The 16,350-nt window shown below is 72.8% G+C and carries 8 protein-coding genes; 5 read left to right on the top strand and 3 right to left on the bottom strand.

The window, feature by feature from the left end:
- The first annotated feature begins 457 nt into the window (after positions 1–457).
- Together ACGF8B_RS00040 and ACGF8B_RS00035 are read left to right on the top strand one after the other, a co-directional pair.
- The gene (locus ACGF8B_RS00040; protein WP_392733314.1) at positions 458–2,572 is read left to right on the top strand and encodes an asparagine synthase-related protein; all 2,115 of its coding nucleotides are present in this window, start codon (positions 458–460) and stop codon (positions 2,570–2,572) included.
- A gap of 388 nt (positions 2,573–2,960) precedes the next feature.
- Positions 2,961–6,713: a BTAD domain-containing putative transcriptional regulator gene (locus ACGF8B_RS00035; protein WP_392733312.1), complete on the top strand. Its 3,753-nt coding sequence runs from the start codon at positions 2,961–2,963 to the stop codon at positions 6,711–6,713.
- Here ACGF8B_RS00035 and ACGF8B_RS00030 read toward each other — a convergent pair.
- Positions 6,700–8,706 (bottom strand): sigma-70 family RNA polymerase sigma factor, encoded by a 2,007-nt coding sequence (locus ACGF8B_RS00030; protein WP_392733310.1) that lies wholly within the window; start codon positions 8,704–8,706, stop codon positions 6,700–6,702. The two genes, ACGF8B_RS00035 and ACGF8B_RS00030, sit on opposite strands and share 14 nt — an antisense overlap.
- Before the next feature lie 399 nt (positions 8,707–9,105).
- On the bottom strand, positions 9,106–10,098 hold the full coding sequence (locus ACGF8B_RS00025; RefSeq protein ID WP_392733308.1) for a TetR/AcrR family transcriptional regulator: 993 nt from the start codon (positions 10,096–10,098) through the stop codon (positions 9,106–9,108).
- A gap of 340 nt (positions 10,099–10,438) precedes the next feature.
- Here ACGF8B_RS00025 and ACGF8B_RS00020 point away from each other — a divergent pair, with 340 nt between their 5' ends.
- Positions 10,439–11,917, top strand: coding sequence for an NAD(P)/FAD-dependent oxidoreductase (locus ACGF8B_RS00020; RefSeq protein ID WP_392733306.1), 1,479 nt, complete (start codon positions 10,439–10,441; stop codon positions 11,915–11,917).
- Between the two features lie 187 nt (positions 11,918–12,104).
- Positions 12,105–13,961 carry a SpoIIE family protein phosphatase gene (locus ACGF8B_RS00015; protein WP_392733304.1) on the top strand — a complete coding sequence of 619 codons (1,857 nt, stop codon included), beginning with the start codon at positions 12,105–12,107 and terminating at the stop codon, positions 13,959–13,961.
- A 32-nt stretch (positions 13,962–13,993) separates the two neighbouring features.
- On the opposite strand, the gene ACGF8B_RS00010 is transcribed toward ACGF8B_RS00015, so the two are convergent.
- Positions 13,994–15,307, bottom strand: a complete 1,314-nt coding sequence (locus ACGF8B_RS00010; RefSeq protein ID WP_392734404.1) for an MFS transporter — start codon at positions 15,305–15,307, stop codon at positions 13,994–13,996.
- A gap of 155 nt (positions 15,308–15,462) precedes the next feature.
- On the opposite strand from ACGF8B_RS00010, the gene ACGF8B_RS00005 reads away from it, so the two are divergent.
- The gene (locus tag ACGF8B_RS00005; RefSeq protein ID WP_072488604.1) at positions 15,463–16,020 is read left to right on the top strand and encodes a MarR family winged helix-turn-helix transcriptional regulator; all 558 of its coding nucleotides are present in this window, start codon (positions 15,463–15,465) and stop codon (positions 16,018–16,020) included.
- Positions 16,021–16,350: the final 330 nt, after the last annotated feature.

Here is a 16,350-nt window from a genome sequence, read left to right as displayed (position 1 = left end):
CCGAGGTTGAGCCGCCCGTTTCGCGGACATCTCGTCGACCGCCGGAGGGTCCTTCGTGGAACGGTCCGCGAGTGGTTCGCGGCGGCTCGGGAACGGCTTGAGTATGGCCGGATTTCGGCTGGCGAATCCGGCTCGCACCGGTCACACAACACGTTTGTTCCGTACGCAAGTTGGCGGACGACGCGCCCGGCGGAAGTGTGGCGTGGAGTCCTGTCGCCGAAGCGCCGGACGCTTCCCCGGCGGACCCGGCTGACGGCCCGGGTGGCGGCCCGGCGGGGCCCGGCACCGGCCCGGCCCGGCCTTTGCCAGGGGCGCATGCCCTTCCGACGTGCGCCGTACGTAGCCCCTCCTGCGCGCCGTTGTCGTGGCAGCATGTTCGCAACGGCGCCGCGCGTTACCGGTGTTCACCCGATACTTTCCTGCTGCGCCGTTTTGTCCACAGCCTGTGGAGGCGGCGGTGCGTTGGTTGGTGGGGTGGAGCAGTATCGCCGCGAGCTTCGGCACGGCCGGAGCGGTCGGCCCCGGTGACGAGGGGCGCACGATGCACCCCGTGGGCTCCCAACTCCTGTGGGGCGACCCGGATCCGCTCTGGGCGGTGGGGGACTGGCGGCCCGACGAGATCCGGATCACCACGGTCGAGACCGCCGAAGGCGCGCCCACTGCCCGGATGGCCGTACTCGGCTGCTGCAGCGCCACCGACGAACAGCTGCGCGCAGGCCTCCTCGCCGCCCGCGGCGGAGCCCTGCGCCACCTCACCTCCTGGCCCGGCAGCTACACGACCGTCGTCCAGATCGGCCGCCGGATCACCGTCATCGGCGACCTCGCCGGAGCCCGCCCCGTCTTCTACACCCCCTGGGCGGGCGGCACGGCGTACGCCACCGCCGCACTCCCGCTCGCCGACCTCATCGAGGCCCAGCTGGACATCGGCCACCTGGCCGCCCTGCTGGCCTGCCCGGAGACACCGGAGGCGCTGCGCGACGGAACCCCGTACGCCGGGGTGAAGCGCATCCCGCCGGGTCACGCCCTCATCCTCCGCGAGGGCTCGCGCGAGATCACCGGTTACGAGGCGGTGGCCTCGCTCGCCGTGGCCGCACCCCAGATCGACCCGGTCAGCGCCGTCGAAGGCGTACGCGACGCACTGGTCGAAGCCGTACGCGCCCGGCTCCTCGCCCCACGCCACGCGCCCGAGACCCTGCCGCCCGACCCCGGCCCGGTCCCCGGAATGGGCCCCGCCGAGCGGCGCGCCGCCCGTGGCGCACCGGTCCCCGGCATCGGCTCCGACCTGTCCGGAGGCAGTGCCTCCGCCACCCTCGCCCTGCTCGCCGCCGGACTGCCGGGCCTGCCCGGCACCCTCCTGGGCCACGGCACCGGCGCGGGCGAACGGCTGCTCGCCGTCACCCTGAACGACCTCACCGCGCGCGGCCACGAGGACGAACTCGAACGCGCCCGCGTCATCGCCGCCAACCCGCGCCTGCACCACGTGGTCGTCGCGGCCGGGGAAGAGGCCCTGCCCTACGCCGACCTGGGCGGCGGCCCGCTCACCGACGAACCCGCCCCGTCCCTCGTCGTCGCCGAGCGTCACCGCCGCCGCCTCGCCTCGGGCAGCGCCGACCACTTCGTCGGCGGCGGCGCCCGCCAGGTCCTCGACGCCCACCCGGCCCGCCTCGCCGACCTGCTGATGGACCGTCGCCGACGCCATCTCCTGCGCCCGGTCGCCGCCCTCGCCAGGGCGGAGGGCCCGAGCGCGCACTCCCTGGTCGTACCGCTCACCGTCTACCGCGCGGCCCGCCGCCTGTCCCGTACGTCGTACCGCACCGGCCTGGAAGCGGCGGCCGGCCGACTGCCGGACGCCAACCGGAACGCCCCCGACCTCGACACCCCCGCCGACGCCTCGCTCGCCGCCCTCGCCTGGTCGCGGCCCGGACCCGCCGCGCGCTGGCTCACGGGGGAGGCGCTCGCCGAGGTGTCGGTGCGGCTCCAGGAGGCGGCGGTCCGCCCGGTCTCCGTCCAGCGGCCCGGCGAGGCCCGGGCCAGGGCGGCCCTGGCCCGGTACGCCGCCGACCACCGGATCCTGGAACAGGCCGCCGAGAACCGCAGCCAGCGGTTGCACGCCCCCTTCCTCGACAACCAGGTCGTACGCGCCGCCCGCACGCTCCCCGAATCGCTCCGGGTCCAGCCGGGCGCCCGCGCCGCGATCCTGCGCCGGGTGCTCGCGGGTGCGGGCATCCACGACCTGCCGCCGGGCTGGGGCACCACCCCCTCCCGCGCCACCTCGAACGCGACCGCCCGTACCGGTCTGCGCGCCGCCCTCCCGGAGCTGATCGCCCTCTTCGACGCCCCGCTCCTCGCCGACGCGGGCCTGGTCGAGGCCCGCGTCGTACGGAAGGCCCTGCGCGCGGCCTCCGAGGGCGAACCGCTCCCGCTGGACGGCCTCGCGCACCTGGCGTCCACGGAGCTCTGGCTGCGCCGCCTGGTGTCGCGGCGCGGCACCTGCTGGACGGGAACGGCGGCGCCCCGCCAGCGCGCGGTCGCGGGCGGAGTGGTGCCGGCCAGGCGGACACTGCAGCCGTAGGCACGGGTTGCGGCCCGGCTGGTGCGGAGCCGGGGCCGGGGCCGTCGAGGTTTGGGGTTGGCAGGCCGGCTGGTGTGGTCGGCCGGCCGACTGGTGTGGTCGGGGTGCGGCCGGTGTGGTCGGGGTTTGGGGTCGGCACGGCTGGAATGGGGGCGGTCCGGGCCGGTGTGGGGCCGGTGTGGTCGGGGTTTGGGACGGATGGCTGGAACGGGGCCGGTGCGGGCCGGTGTGGTCGGGTTTGGGGCCGGCACGGCTGGAATGGGGGCGGTGTGTGCGGTGTGGGGCCGGTGTGGTCAGGGTTATGGGACGGCATGGCCGGAACGGGGCCGGTGCGGGCCGGTGTGGGCGGTCGGCTGCCGTCGGTCGAAGCGCGGGACACAATGGCCCGATGCGGTACCTGATCCTCGGCGTCACCGAGGCGCTGGACGAGAACGGCGCCGTGCTGCCCGTGAACGGCGTCCGGCTGCGTGCCCTGCTCGCCGCCCTCGCGCTGCGAGCGGGACGTCCTGTTCCCGTCCCCGTCGCCGTTCTGCTCGACGACATATGGGGCGCGGATCCCCCGCACGACGCTCCCGCCGCACTCCAGGCTCTCGTCGGCCGGCTGCGCCGGACACTGGGCCGGGACGCGATCGCGAGCACCCATGGGGGCTACCGCCTGGAGGCCGGACCGGACGACGTCGACCTGCACGTTTTCGAGCGGCTGTCCCGCCGGGGCGCCGAGGAGCTCGACTCGGGCGATCCCGCGACGGCGGCGCGCACACTCCGTACCGCACTCGGCCTGTGGCGCGGCCCCGCCCTGGCCGATCTGCCGGACCGGGACCACGCCCTGCGCCCCGATGCCCACCGCCTGGCCGCGCTGGAGCGCCGCATCGAGGCCGACCTGCGGTGCGCGGCCATGGGCGCAAGCGCCGCTGCGGGGCCCGGCGGCGGACGGACGAGCGGCCCTCGGACCCTCGTACCGGAGCTCATGGAGCTGACCTCCGCCCACCCGTACGACGAACGCTTCCGGGCCCAGCTGATCCGTGCGCTGCGTGCGGAAGGCCGCCAGGCCGATGCGCTGGCAGCGTACGAGGACGCCCGCCGCACTCTCGCCGACGGACTCGGGACCGATCCCGGGCCTGAACTGATCGCACTGCACCGCGAGTTGCTCACCCCGTCGCAGCCCCTGCCGCAGTCGCCGTCACAGCCGCAGTCGCTGCCCCGGTCGCAGTCGCTTACCCGGTCGCAGCCGCAGTCACTGACCCAGCCGCAATCACCTCCCGCCCGGTCGTCGTCGCAGCCGGCGTCACACTCGCAGGTGACGGCGGCGGCAGGGACCTCGGCCACCCCGGTTGCCCCGCCCGTCCCGACTGCCCCGCCGGTCCCAGCTGCCTCGCCCGTCCTGCCGGTCCCAGCTGCCTCGCCGATCCCGACTGCCTCGGCTGCCTTGCCCGTACCGGTCGGCAACCTCCGGCCCCGGCTCACCTCGTTCGTCGGGCGCGAGCCCGAACTGCGCTCCATCGGCAGCGATCTGACCCGTTCCCGACTGGTCACCCTCACCGGCCCCGGCGGCTCCGGCAAGACCCGGCTGGCCGAGGAGGCCGCCGCCCATGGAGCCCCCACGGATGCCTGGATCGCCGAACTCGCCTCCGTGGAAGACCCCATGGACGTACCCGGAGCCGTCCTGTCCGCTCTCGGGCTGCGCGAGACGGCCCTCCTGCGTGACACCAGCCGCGACACACCGCCGCCGCGCACCGACCCGACCGAACTCCTCGTCGAGCACCTGGCGCACCGCTCCCGCATCCGCCCCGTCCTGCTCATCCTGGACAACTGCGAACACGTCATCGACGCGGCCGCGGCGCTCGCCGAGACCCTGCTCACCCACTGCCCGCGGCTGCGCATCCTCGCCACCAGCCGCGAACCCCTCGGCGTCCCCGGCGAATCCGTACGACCGGTCGGCCCGCTCCCGGCCGATCCCGCCCACCGGCTGTTCGCCGAGCGCGCCCGTGCCGTACGCCCCGATTTCGACCCCGGGCAGGGGGCGGCGCACGACGCGGACGCCGTCGCCGAGATCTGCCGGCGGCTCGACGGGCAGCCGCTCGCCATCGAACTGGCCGCCGCCCGGCTGCGGATGCTCGGCCCGCGCCAGATCGCGGACCGACTCGACGACCGGTTCCGTCTGCTGACCGGCGGAAGCCGCACCGTACTGCCGCGTCAGCAGACGCTGCGTGCCGTCGTCGACTGGTCCTGGGACCTGCTCGACGAGGACGAACGCACGGCTCTGCGGCAGGTCTCCGTCTTCGCGGGCGGCTGGGACCTTCAGGCCGCAGAAGCCGTCGTCACATCCGGGCCAGGCTCTGCCGGTCCCTTCCCCGGAGCGGCAGGCTCTGCCGGTCCCTTTCCCGGAGCGGATCCTGCCAGCCCCTTTCCCGGGTCGGATCCTGTCCAGCCGTTCCCCGATCGGCTCTCCACCGCCGATCTGATCGGTGCTCTCGTCGACAAGTCACTCGTCGTCGCCACCCCGGCCGCCGCCGGTGAGATGCGCTACCGGCTCCTGGAGACCATTCACGAGTACGCCGCCGAACGCGCCGCCGAGGCTCCGGAGATACGCGCCGCCGCCGCGAGCGCGCACACCGCGTACTTCCTCGCACTTGTCGAGCGGGCCGAGCCCCGCATCCGCTCCGGCGAGCAGCTGCCCTGGATCGAGCGGCTGGAGACGGAGCTGGACAACATCCGGGCCGCCCTCCACCGGACCGTCCTCACGGGCCCGTCCGAGCCGGAGGCCGTACGACTGGTTCTCGGCATGGGGTGGTTCTGGTGGCTGCGCAACTTCCGCACCGAAGGCCTCACCTGGACCGAACGGGCCGTGGCGCTCGGCCCCGAGCCGGCCGACACCGGCGACCCCCGCTACTGGCCGCGCATGCACCTGGAGATGCTGCGGCACTTCCTCGTACTGGAGACCCGGCCCACCGAGGACCTTCATGACGACGAGGAGCACCAGGCGCTGATGGCGCGGGTGGCCGACGCGTTCAGGTCCTCGGGCCCGCAGTCTGCCCGCTTCCCGGGACTGCTCTGGCCGATGGCCACGTTCAGGACCGGCACGGTGACCGGAACCCACGCGAACATCGAGTCGGCGGTCGAGAACGCCCGGGTCCACGGCGGCGCCTGGGAGTACTGCGTCACGCTGATGTACCGCACCCACATGGTCGTCGACATGCCCGGCGGCATGCCCGGGGTCGACGCCGATCTCGCGGAACTGAGCGAACTGAGCCGCCGGGTCGGCGACCGCTGGATCCGGGCGCAGGTCGCCAGCGCGACGGCGGAGGCGGCCGTGATGCGTGGCCGGGCGGCGCAGGCCCGGGCGGCGTACGAGGAGGCACTGCTGCTGTCCCGTGAGGTCGGGGCGCACATCGAGGCGCCGTTCCTCCTCGCCCGCCTCGCCGAACTCGCCCATCTGAACGGGGAGCTCGCGGACTTCGACCGGCTCCTGACCGAGGCCGAGCGGGAGGCGGAGCGCTACCAGGTGCACGACGCCCGCGCGTACGGGCAGTTCCTGCGTGCCGGCGTGGCCCTGGAGCGGGGTGACATCGTGGCGGCGCGGCATCTGGTCACCGAGGCGGCGGGCGCGGTCGGACGAGGCAGCCTGCCACCGCACGTCAACGCCGTGGTCGACGGGCTGGCCGCCCGGATCGCGGTGCGCGAACCGGGGCCCGGCGGTGGTCCGGTCGTGGGCGTGCGGGGGCTGACGGCGGCGCTCCGCGCGGCGCGGGACGCCCAGTGCGCCGAGCTCGTCACCGGGCAGCTGGCGGAGGACGTGGCGAACGTGCTGCCCGAGGTGGGCCGGCACGGTGCGGCCGTACGGATCCTGGCGGCGGCGGACAGCTGGCGCCCGTTCGACCTGAGGTCCGAGGCGCAGCAGGCCGAGGCGGCCGGGACCGGGCGGCGGGCACGCGAGGAGCTCGGACCTCAGCTGTACGAGTCGGAGCGCGCCGCCGGCCGCACCCTGACCGTCGACGAGGTCATCGACCTGCTGACCCGGATCACCGAGGAGCTCCCGGCGACGCCGGGCACATCGGGGGCGCCCGGCGCCTCGGGCGGGTCGGGCGCCTCGGGCGGGCCGGGTACCCCGGGTGCGCCGCCGGACCGCCTCACTGGCAGCTGATCCTCGAATTCGCCCAGTTGGCGAGGGCCGTGAAGCCACCGGGGTGGCCGGGCTCGACGACCAGCCGGATGCTCTCCTGACCGGCGATACCGACGCTCATCGGCATGGCCGGGTCGTCACCGTTCATCACCGGGGACTGCCAGAGCCGTGTCCCGTCGCCGTTGAAGACGGAGAAGCGCGCCGAGCCGAGGCCCATCGTCAAATCGTCGATCCCGACCAGGGCCTCGTACCGTGTGCACTGCCTGTTCAGCTGGATGGTGACCGAGGAATTGCTGTTGACGGTCACCCCGTGCGCGTAGGTCGTGCCGCCGATCGACACCTGGGAACGCTGCCAGACCCAACTGCTCTCACCCATCACCACTTCCGGTTCGGAGTGGTCGCCCAGGATCGAATAGCTCAGCTCACTGACCTGATAGACGCTCGGCGCGGGAGACGGCGAGGGCGTCGGGTCCGGGGGCGTCGGAGTCGGGGGCGGCGTCCGGGTGGGCGTCGGCTTCGGCTTGGGCGCGGGGGGCTTCGGCTCGGCCGTGGGCTTCGGGGGCGGCGTCGGCCTGGGCGTCGGCCTGGGCGGCGTCGGCGCCGCGGGCGCGGGCGCGGGCGGGGCCGGGGGAGCGGGTTTCGGTGGCGTCGGCTTCGGCGCGGGCGGCGGGGTCGGCGCCGGAGGAGCCACGACGGCAGGCTTCGTCGCGGGCCTGGCCTCGGGCTTCGGCTGGTCGTCGCCGACCAGCGCCCAGACCAGCCCGGCTGCCGCGGCCACCATGACCGCCGCCGCGATACCGGCCTTCGCCGGCGCACCGAGCCCCTCGGAGGCCGCGGCACCACCGGCCGCACTTCCGCCGGAGCTTCCCCCGGTGGCCGCCGCGGCGGCACCCGCACCAGCGGCGCCGGCCGCGCCACCGGCGACGATCCCGGCCGCCTTGAGCGAGTACCCGGCGGCGAACCAGCCGATGACCGCGACCGGCAGCAGCGCGGGGATCCCGGCGTTGACATGGGCCAGTTCGCCTGCGGCGAGCCGGCACTTCGAGCACTCCTCCAGATGTCCGCGCAGGCCGCGCTCGGCCCGCATGCGGAGCCCGCCCCGGGCGTACGCGCCGAGCCGGTCGGCGTAGCGCGCACAGTCGCCACCGGCGGTCAGGGCCTGGCTCACATGCGCCTGCAGGTAAGCCTGCTTGAGGCCTTCGCGGGCCCGGCTGGCCAGCACCGCCGTGGCGTTGGCGGTCAGCCCGAAGAGCGGGGCGATCTCGCTGGGCGACTCCTCCTCGACGGTGGTGTGCCACAGCACCGCCTGCCAGCGCTCCGGCAGACTGCGGAACGCCTGCATGGCCATCGACTGCTCGGCCTCGTGCATCGCCAGCACATCCGCGCCCAGGTCGAGCGTGTCCGCGTCCGACACCTGGGAGGCCTGGGACGCCTGCGCGGCGAACACCGCGAAGTCGTCGACCAGATGCTCCCGCTTCGCGGTCTTGGTCCAGGCGGCGCCGACATGGCGGACGGCGGTCATGAGGTAGGCCCGAACGGCCTCCTCGGGCCCCTTGCCCCGCCGTACCGCCTGCAGCGTGCGGGCGAAGACCTCGGCCGTCAGGTCGTCGGCCGTGTGGGCGTCGCGGCAGCAGCTCCGCGCGTAGCGTCGCACCGCGTCGGAGTGGCGCCGGAAGAGCTCCTCGTACGCGAGGTCGTCGCCGTCCCGCATCTGCCGGATCAGATCGGCGTCGGAGGGCGCGGCGCCGGAGGCGTCGGTGAGGCCGGTGCTGCCGCCCTCCCGCTGCATGGGCACCGCGACACCGGCCTCTGGACCGGCCTCTGGACCGGGATCGGGATCGGCCGGAGCCGGCCACGGACCCGGCAGCACCGTGCCGCCCGCGACGTCACTGCTCGACCGCCCGGGCCCGGCCTGGCTCGGAACCTGCCGGGCGGACCGCCCTCCGGCCTCCGCGACACCGCCCACGGCGGAGACGTCGTCGAACGCCTCTTCCTGCTGCCCGTCACCGCTCATCGCGGTAGCCCCCGTATGCGCTGTCGGACCCGAACATCGGGCAAGAGTGCCACATGGCGCAATCCCGTCGGACCCTCAGCCCCCGCAACCACTCATCCGGGGCGTTTTTCCGAATGTGAGTACTAACAGCCATTCATTCGGGGAAAGCTGGCAGATCACTTTCCGCGGGTACGAGGTGTCGCCGCAGTCCGCGATTCGGGAGCACAGAGCTCGCCGGTCCGCGCCGAGACGGGAAGAGGGCGGGCATTCCGGCAGCGCGAGGGGCGGACGCGGGTGCCGGTACGGCCTGGTTGAGCGGATGACGGGCCATCAGTCGAGAACCCACCAAAACGGGCCACATCAACCATTCGTGCCGGGCGCAGCGGCACATACAGGCACCACTGCGCCCACGCACTCTGCTCAGGCGGCGGGCCGGGAACGCAGTCCCTCCAGCAGGATGTCCAGGAGCCTGCTCGAAGCGGCGGCCTGCTGTGCCGGGTCGGGCAGCGAAGGCGCCGCCGTCGCTATCACCAGCAGCACATCCGCGACCGTCACATCACGACGCAGTTCACCGGCGGCCCGTGCCCGGTCCACCAGGCGGCCGACCACCTCCAGCAGCTCGCCGGCTCCCGTGCCGTCGTCCTCGACACCGGTCTCCGCGGCGGAACGCCCGTCGGCCGACGGGAGATCGGCCTGGCCGGCACCCTGCCGCTGCTGAGGCACCCGTGCCTCGTCCCGCTCGCCGCCCGGCGCCGAGCCCGATACCGTCACCGGCTCCCCGGCCGCCGTCAGGTCACTGCCACCGGACCCACCAGACCCGCCGGACCCGGCGAACCCACCGGAGCTGTCGGCGTTGTCGGGGCTGTCGGAATCGACATCCACACCGACCCTCAGCACCTGGGGCGGCAGCAGCCGCCCCGCGCCCGAGGCCACGGACGTACGCAGGAAGCGCGACAGCGCCGACCACGGCTCGTCCTCCTGGCCGAGCGCGGTCCGGGCCTGGCCGGTGAGCCTGGAGGTCTCCTCCTCGGCTATCCGCCGGACCAGCACGTCCTTGCTCGGGAAGCGTCGGTACACCGTGCCGACTCCGACTCTGGCGCGACGCGCCACGTCCTCCATCGGAGCCCCGTACCCCAGCTCGCCGAACACCTCGCGTGCGGCCCGCAGGACATGTTCCAGATTGCGCTGAGCGTCCACGCGGAGCGGAGCCGAGCGGCCATTCGCCCCGGCCGCACCGGCGGCCCCGGTCGTTCCATTGGCCCCGCCGGTCCCGACCGTGCCGACCGAACCCGTCGCCACCGTCGTCCCGGCCGTTCCCACCGCTCCGTTGACCACCGCTCCGTTTCGTCCCGTTCCATCGGACGAAAGGGACGGAACCGTAGCGGCAACCTGCCAAGAATCCTGAATGTGCATAACTGTTCCCCCGGTTATGACGTCTCCCCCCGGAGACTTCCCGCCGTTTGAGCCGGAGAGTGGATCATGGTCTCCATCCGACACCCCGACGACATACGAACATAGTTGAGCCCAGCTCAATTCAGAAGGGGGTAGTTCCGCACGGAGCGCCCCCCGATCGGTGCAAGGACCGGTTGTTCACTGATTCGGCCCCGGTCCGGAACCTCCGCCTCAACCCCTGACCTGCGCCGCTTGCACATCACCGCCGAGCCGCGCGACCACCGCCCGTCGAGAACCTCCGGTCACACAATTTGTCGAGGCTGTGGACAAACCCTTGAGCACGTTGCGTCATGGGGTGGTGATGGCTTCAGATTCCGGGGGAACACCCCCCGGCCCCCCACCGGGTGTGCGCATTCTCGTCATCGGTGGCGGCTACGTCGGGATGTACACAGCGCTGCGTCTCCAGCGGAAGCTGAAGCAGAGACTCAGAAGCGGTACGGCCGAGATCGTGGTCGTCACCCCCGAGCCCTATATGACGTATCAGCCGTTCCTGCCCGAAGCGGCCGCCGGTTCGATCTCACCGCGCCATGTCGTCGTCCCGCTCCGCCGCGTACTCGCGCACTGCAAGATCGTGATCGGCGAGGCGCAGTCCGTCGACCACGCCAAGCGCACGGCCACCGTCACCACCCTCGCCACCGGGGAGGACGGAACCGGCGCGGTCGAGATCCCGTACGACGAACTCGTCCTCGCCCCCGGCTCCGTCTCGCGCACCCTCCCGGTCCCCGGCCTCGCCGACCACGGCATCGGCTTCAAGACCGTCGAGGAGGCCATCGGCCTGCGCAACCACGTCATCGAGCAGATGGACATCGCCTCCGCCACCCGCGACCCAGCCATCCGCGACGCCGCGCTCACCTTCGTCGTCGTCGGCGGTGGCTACGCGGGCGTCGAGGCCCTCGCCGAGCTGGAGGACATGGCCCGCTACACCTCGCGGTACTACCACAACATCAAGGCCGAGGACCTGAAATGGATCCTCGTCGAGGCGTCCGGCCGGATCCTCCCCGAGGTCGGCGAGACGATGGGCACGTACGCGATCCGTGAGCTGCGCGGCCGCAACATCGACGTACGCCTCGACACCCGGCTGGAGTCCTGCGAGGGCCGGATCGCCGTCCTGAGCGACGGATCCCGGTTCCCGACCCGCACCCTCGTGTGGACCGCGGGCGTCAAACCCGCGCCGGTCCTCGCCGCGACCGACCTGCCGACCGACGAACGCGGCAGGCTCAGGTGCACGGCGGAGCTGGCCGTCGAGGGCGTCGGGCACGCCTGGGCCGCCGGGGACGCCGCCGCCGTGCCCGACCTGACCTCTGAAGAAGCCGGCAGGAAGACCGCGCCCAACGCCCAGCACGCGGTGCGCCAGGCCAAGGTCCTCGCCGAGAACATCCTCGCGTCGATCGCCGGGGAACCCCTGAAGGAGTACCGGCACAGCTACGCGGGCTCCGTCGCGTCACTCGGCCTCCACAAGGGCGTCGCCCATGTCTACGGCCGTAAGCTGAAGGGATATCCGGCCTGGCTGATGCACCGTACGTACCACCTCAGCCGTGTCCCGACGTTCAACCGGAAGGCCCGTGTCCTTGCCGAATGGACCCTTGCCGGGCTTTTCAAACGCGAGATCGTCTCCCTCGGTTCGCTGGAACACCCGCGCGCCGAGTTCGCGCTCGCCGCGGGCGGCGGACACCCCGGACCGGACGGCCCGCCGGGCCGGGACACCCCGCCACGTCCCGGCAACTCGCCGGGGCCGGACACCGGCTCCGGGCCCGACGGCCCGACGGGCAGCGGCGGCTGACGGATCGTCGACCCGCCCGCGCACCCGCCCGGGGGCCGGCCGTACCGACAACTGTCCGTACGGTCCGCCACACTGGACGTGTGACCATAGGTGGGCCCACATCTGCACAGAGTGACCCGGCCGGCAGTGACCGACAGTGAGCAGCCCGCGAGAGCGGACCATACCGACACACGAGGCCAGAAATTCCGTGAACTTCACGCGCTGGAGCGCCCGCCTACCTGGAACGCAGCGCCGCGCCGCCGCACGGGACGACCGCAGTTCCGTGCCCTCGGCCCGCGCCGAGTACGCACAGCCCGAGACCGGTCCCCGCCCGCCGGACGGCGACCCGGACGGCGACCCGCAGGGCGGTACGGATCACGAACCACTGGACGACTCGCGCGGCGCGGCGCCCCGGCCGGACGGCCCCGCGCTGGAGGACCTGTCCGCCCGGGACATCCTCGGCCAGCTGCCCGCCCTGGTGGCCCTGGTGTACGGCCCCGACCACCGGATCGCGTACGTCAACGACGCCTACGCCGCCGCCTTCGGCCCCCGCCCGGCCGGCGCCACCGCCGCCGAGGCCATGCCCGAGCTCGACGAGCTGAGCCTGCTGCCCCTCATGGACCAGGTCCTGCGCAGCGGCACCCCGCGCACGGTCAAGTCCCGCAAGGTCCGCAGCGGCAATTCGTACACCGTGACCTGCACCCCGGTGCACCGGGACAGGGACGACGGGAGCGGAGCCGACGACGGCAACCCGCCGAACAAGAACGACAAGAACGACAAGAACGACAAGAACGAGAAGGGCGGCGGGAGCAACAAGGGCACCAGAAGCACCAAGGGCGGCAGGGGCTCCAGGAACGGCAGGGGCAGAGGAGGCGAGAGCGGCGTCCTCGTGTACGCCGCCGATGTCACCGACCACGCCGAAGCCGCCGAACGACTCCGAGCCAGCGATCGCCGTCACCGCGAAACGGCCGTCACCCTCCAGCGTTCCCTGCTCCCGCAGGAGCTGGAGCAGCCGGACGACCTGCGGATCGCCGCCACCTACCAGCCCGGCGGCACGGACGCCGCGGTCGGCGGCGACTGGTACGACGTCATCACCCTCGGCGCGGGCCGCACCGCCCTGGTCATCGGGGACGTGATGGGCCGCGGGGTGCGGGCCGCCGCCGTCATGGGCCAGCTCCGTACGGCCGTACGCGCCTACGCCCGGCTCGACCTCCCGCCGCACGAGGTGCTCCAGCTGCTGGACGGCCTCGCCGCCGAGATCGACGCCAGCCAGATCGCCACCTGCGCCTACGCGGTCCACGACCCCAACGAGGGCCGGCTCGTCTACGCCTCCGCAGGCCACCTCCCGATCCTGGTGTGCCACGAGGACGGCACGGTCCACCGCGCCGAGGACCCCACGGGCCCGCCGCTCGGCACCGGTGGCTGGATCCACACCTCGGGCACGATCGACCTGCCGCCCGGCTCCACCGCCGTCCTCTACACGGACGGCCTGGTGGAACGCCGGAGCGAGGACATCGACGAGGGCGTCGCCGCGCTGGAACGCGCCCTCTCCGGGGCCAAGGGCTCACCACAGGTGGTCTGCGACCGGCTGATCCGTTCCCTCGGCGTCACCGCGGAACACGACGACGACGTGGCGGTGCTGGTGGTCCAGCACCCGGCCCGCACGGGGGCGAGCGCGGAGCTGTTCCACAACGCCTCGCTCGATCTGCTCGGCGGCATCGAGGCGGCACCGCGCGCCCGCGCCTTCGCGACCGGGGTCCTCACCTCGTGGCGGTTCCCGGTCGAGCTCTGCGACCTGGGCGTCCTGGCCGCAGGCGAGCTCGTCGCGAACTCCCTCAAGCACGGCACCCCGCCGATGCGGCTGGGGCTGCGGCGAACCGACCGGCGCCTGATCATCGAGGTGACCGACGGCGACGACCACCTGCCGCGCCGTCGCCGGGCCGACCCGGCGGACGAAGCCGGCCGCGGCATCTCGATCGTCGCGACGATCGCCTCGTCCTGGGGCAGCCGGCGCACCCCGGGCGGCGGCAAGGCGGTCTGGTGCGAATTCGCCCTGCCGCACTGAGAAGGGCCCTGCCGGTGACAGGGCCCGGCCGCTCAGCGGGCGGCGGCAGGTTCGGAGGCGGCGGGAGCGGCGCCCGACCCGGTGTCCGGCAGTGACACGGCCACCACCCTGGACGGCACCGTCTCCAGCGAAGGCTGGTCCTGTACGGGGGTGAGCCGCCGGCCGAGCCGCAGCGCCAGCACCGTGATGCCCAGCGAGAACAGCACGAACGTCACGATGTACGGCCCGTGCAGCGTCGCCCCCATCGGCCCGCCGACGGCCGGACCGACCGCCAGCGCGAGCTGCTTGCACAGGGCGAACGCCGAGTTGTACTGACCGACCATCGACTCCGGCGCCAGGTCGGCCACCAGCGGGGCCACGGTCGGCGACAGCATCGACTCACCGAGCCCGAACAGCGCGTACGTGGAGATCATCGCGGCCGTCGCCATGGTCTGGCTGCCGTGTCCGAGCCCCGCGTAACCCGCCACGATCCAGGCGAACGCCCAGATCAGACCCACCGAGGCGATGACCCGGCTGCGCCGGCGGCGCTCGACGAGCCGCAGTACGACGAACTGCGCCACGACGATGACGGCGGTGTTGGCGGCCAGCGCGATCCCGAGCGTCGAGGGCTGCATTCCGGCGGCCTCGGTGCCGTAGGCCGCGAGCCCGGACTCGAACTGTCCGTAGCAGGCGAAGAACAGCACGAATCCCAGCACGCACAGCTGCACCATGGCCCGGTGCGAGAGCAGCGCCCGCATCCCGCCCGGGGCCTTGGACCCGTCGCTCGGCCTGGCGTCCGCGATGACGGGCGCACGCGACAGCCGCACCGTGCAGGCGATGACACCGAGCACGACGAACATCGCGGCCTCGATGAGGAACAGCAGGGTGAAGGTCTCCGGCCGGCTCGTGTCGACGATCTGCCCGCCGACCAGCCCGCCGATGCCGAGCCCCAGGTTCTGCAGGAAGAACTGCATGGCGAAGGCACGGGTACGGGTGGCGGTGCTGGAGCACCACACGAGCATGGTCGCGAGCGCCGGCTGCATGACCGCCGTGCCCGCGCCGAGCACCGCGGCCGACAGCACCGACGCGGTCACGCCCGACGAAAGGCCGAGGGCGACCGCGCCCAGGGTGGCGATGGCCGAGGCGGCGACGAGCACGGGCAGCGGCCCGCGCCGGTCGATTGCACGGCCGGTGAACGGCAGAACGGCCAGCGCCGCCATGGCGAAGACCGCAAGCACGACTCCCGCGGTGCCAGCACCAAGATCACGTACCTGTGCCACATAGACGTACAGATACGGAACGGTGAACCCCAGCCCGAACGCGCTCAGCGCGCTCCCCAGCTGGATCCGCCGCAGTGCTGCACCCATCTCCCTGGTCACACTCACCTACCTCAAGGTCTCGAAGTGACATGCCGAGCCATCCGAACGACTCGAACCCGAAGACTTTAGCACTAAAGTTAGAACCTCAACAATACAGCTCGAAGGACTTCGATGGCTTTGGAGGGCGTGCCATACTGCCCGCCATGCCTGACACCACCGAGCAGCCCGGACCGCAGGAGCCGAGCCTCGACGAGCAGATCGCCGCCTATCAGCGCGAGTTCCGCGACCTGGACCCGCAGGTCGAGCAGGTCGTCTCGGCCCTGGGCCGACTGAACCGCCGGATGAACGTGGCGTACGGACGCCAGCTCGCCGCCCTCGGCATCAGCAACGCCGAGTGGGAGGTCCTCAAGACCCTGGTCCTGGCCGGCTCCCCGTACCGGCTGGGCCCGGGAGAGCTGGCCAAGCGCCTGGGCCTCACCCCGGCGGCGATGACCCACCGCATCGACCGCATGGCGGGCGAGGGCCTGGTCACCCGCGACCGGGACGAGAACAACCGGGTGCGCGTGATCGTCGAGCTGACCGACGAGGGACGTACGAAGTGGCTGGAGGCGATGCGGATGGCCACCGACTTCGAGGAGGACCTGCTCCAGGACCTCACGGGCGACGAGCGCGGCGGCCTCGGCGACATGCTGATCCGGCTCCTGCGCCGCGTGGAGCATGCCCAGCCGGACGCCGGCGGCCGCCTCACCGACCTGGACTGAAGCCGTGTCCGACACGTGGGAAAAGGGCTTGACCTGGCCGGGTTGACACACTCCTCACCGGTCCGTAAGGTTCTTCGAGTTGTCACGGAGCCGGAACGGTTCTGCGACAACCGATCCAGCCGCGAATGCGGCAACCAAACTCAGCACGATCTCCCACTCGGGACAATTTCGGCATGCCGAAATTGATTTCGAGGACTCGATTATGAGTCGCCGGGAAAATCCGCTAGAGTTCGGACGTCGGAACGGCCCAACGGCCGGGAAGACAAACCCCGCTGACTGGGAATCAGGCCCGAAAGGATCTGATAGAGTCGGACTCGCCGGAAAGGGAAA

It is taken from the genome of Streptomyces sp. NPDC047917, from assembly GCF_043204345.1.
GTDB lineage: Bacteria > Actinomycetota > Actinomycetes > Streptomycetales > Streptomycetaceae > Streptomyces > Streptomyces sanglieri.
This window is presented reverse-complemented; position numbering and strand designations above follow the sequence as displayed.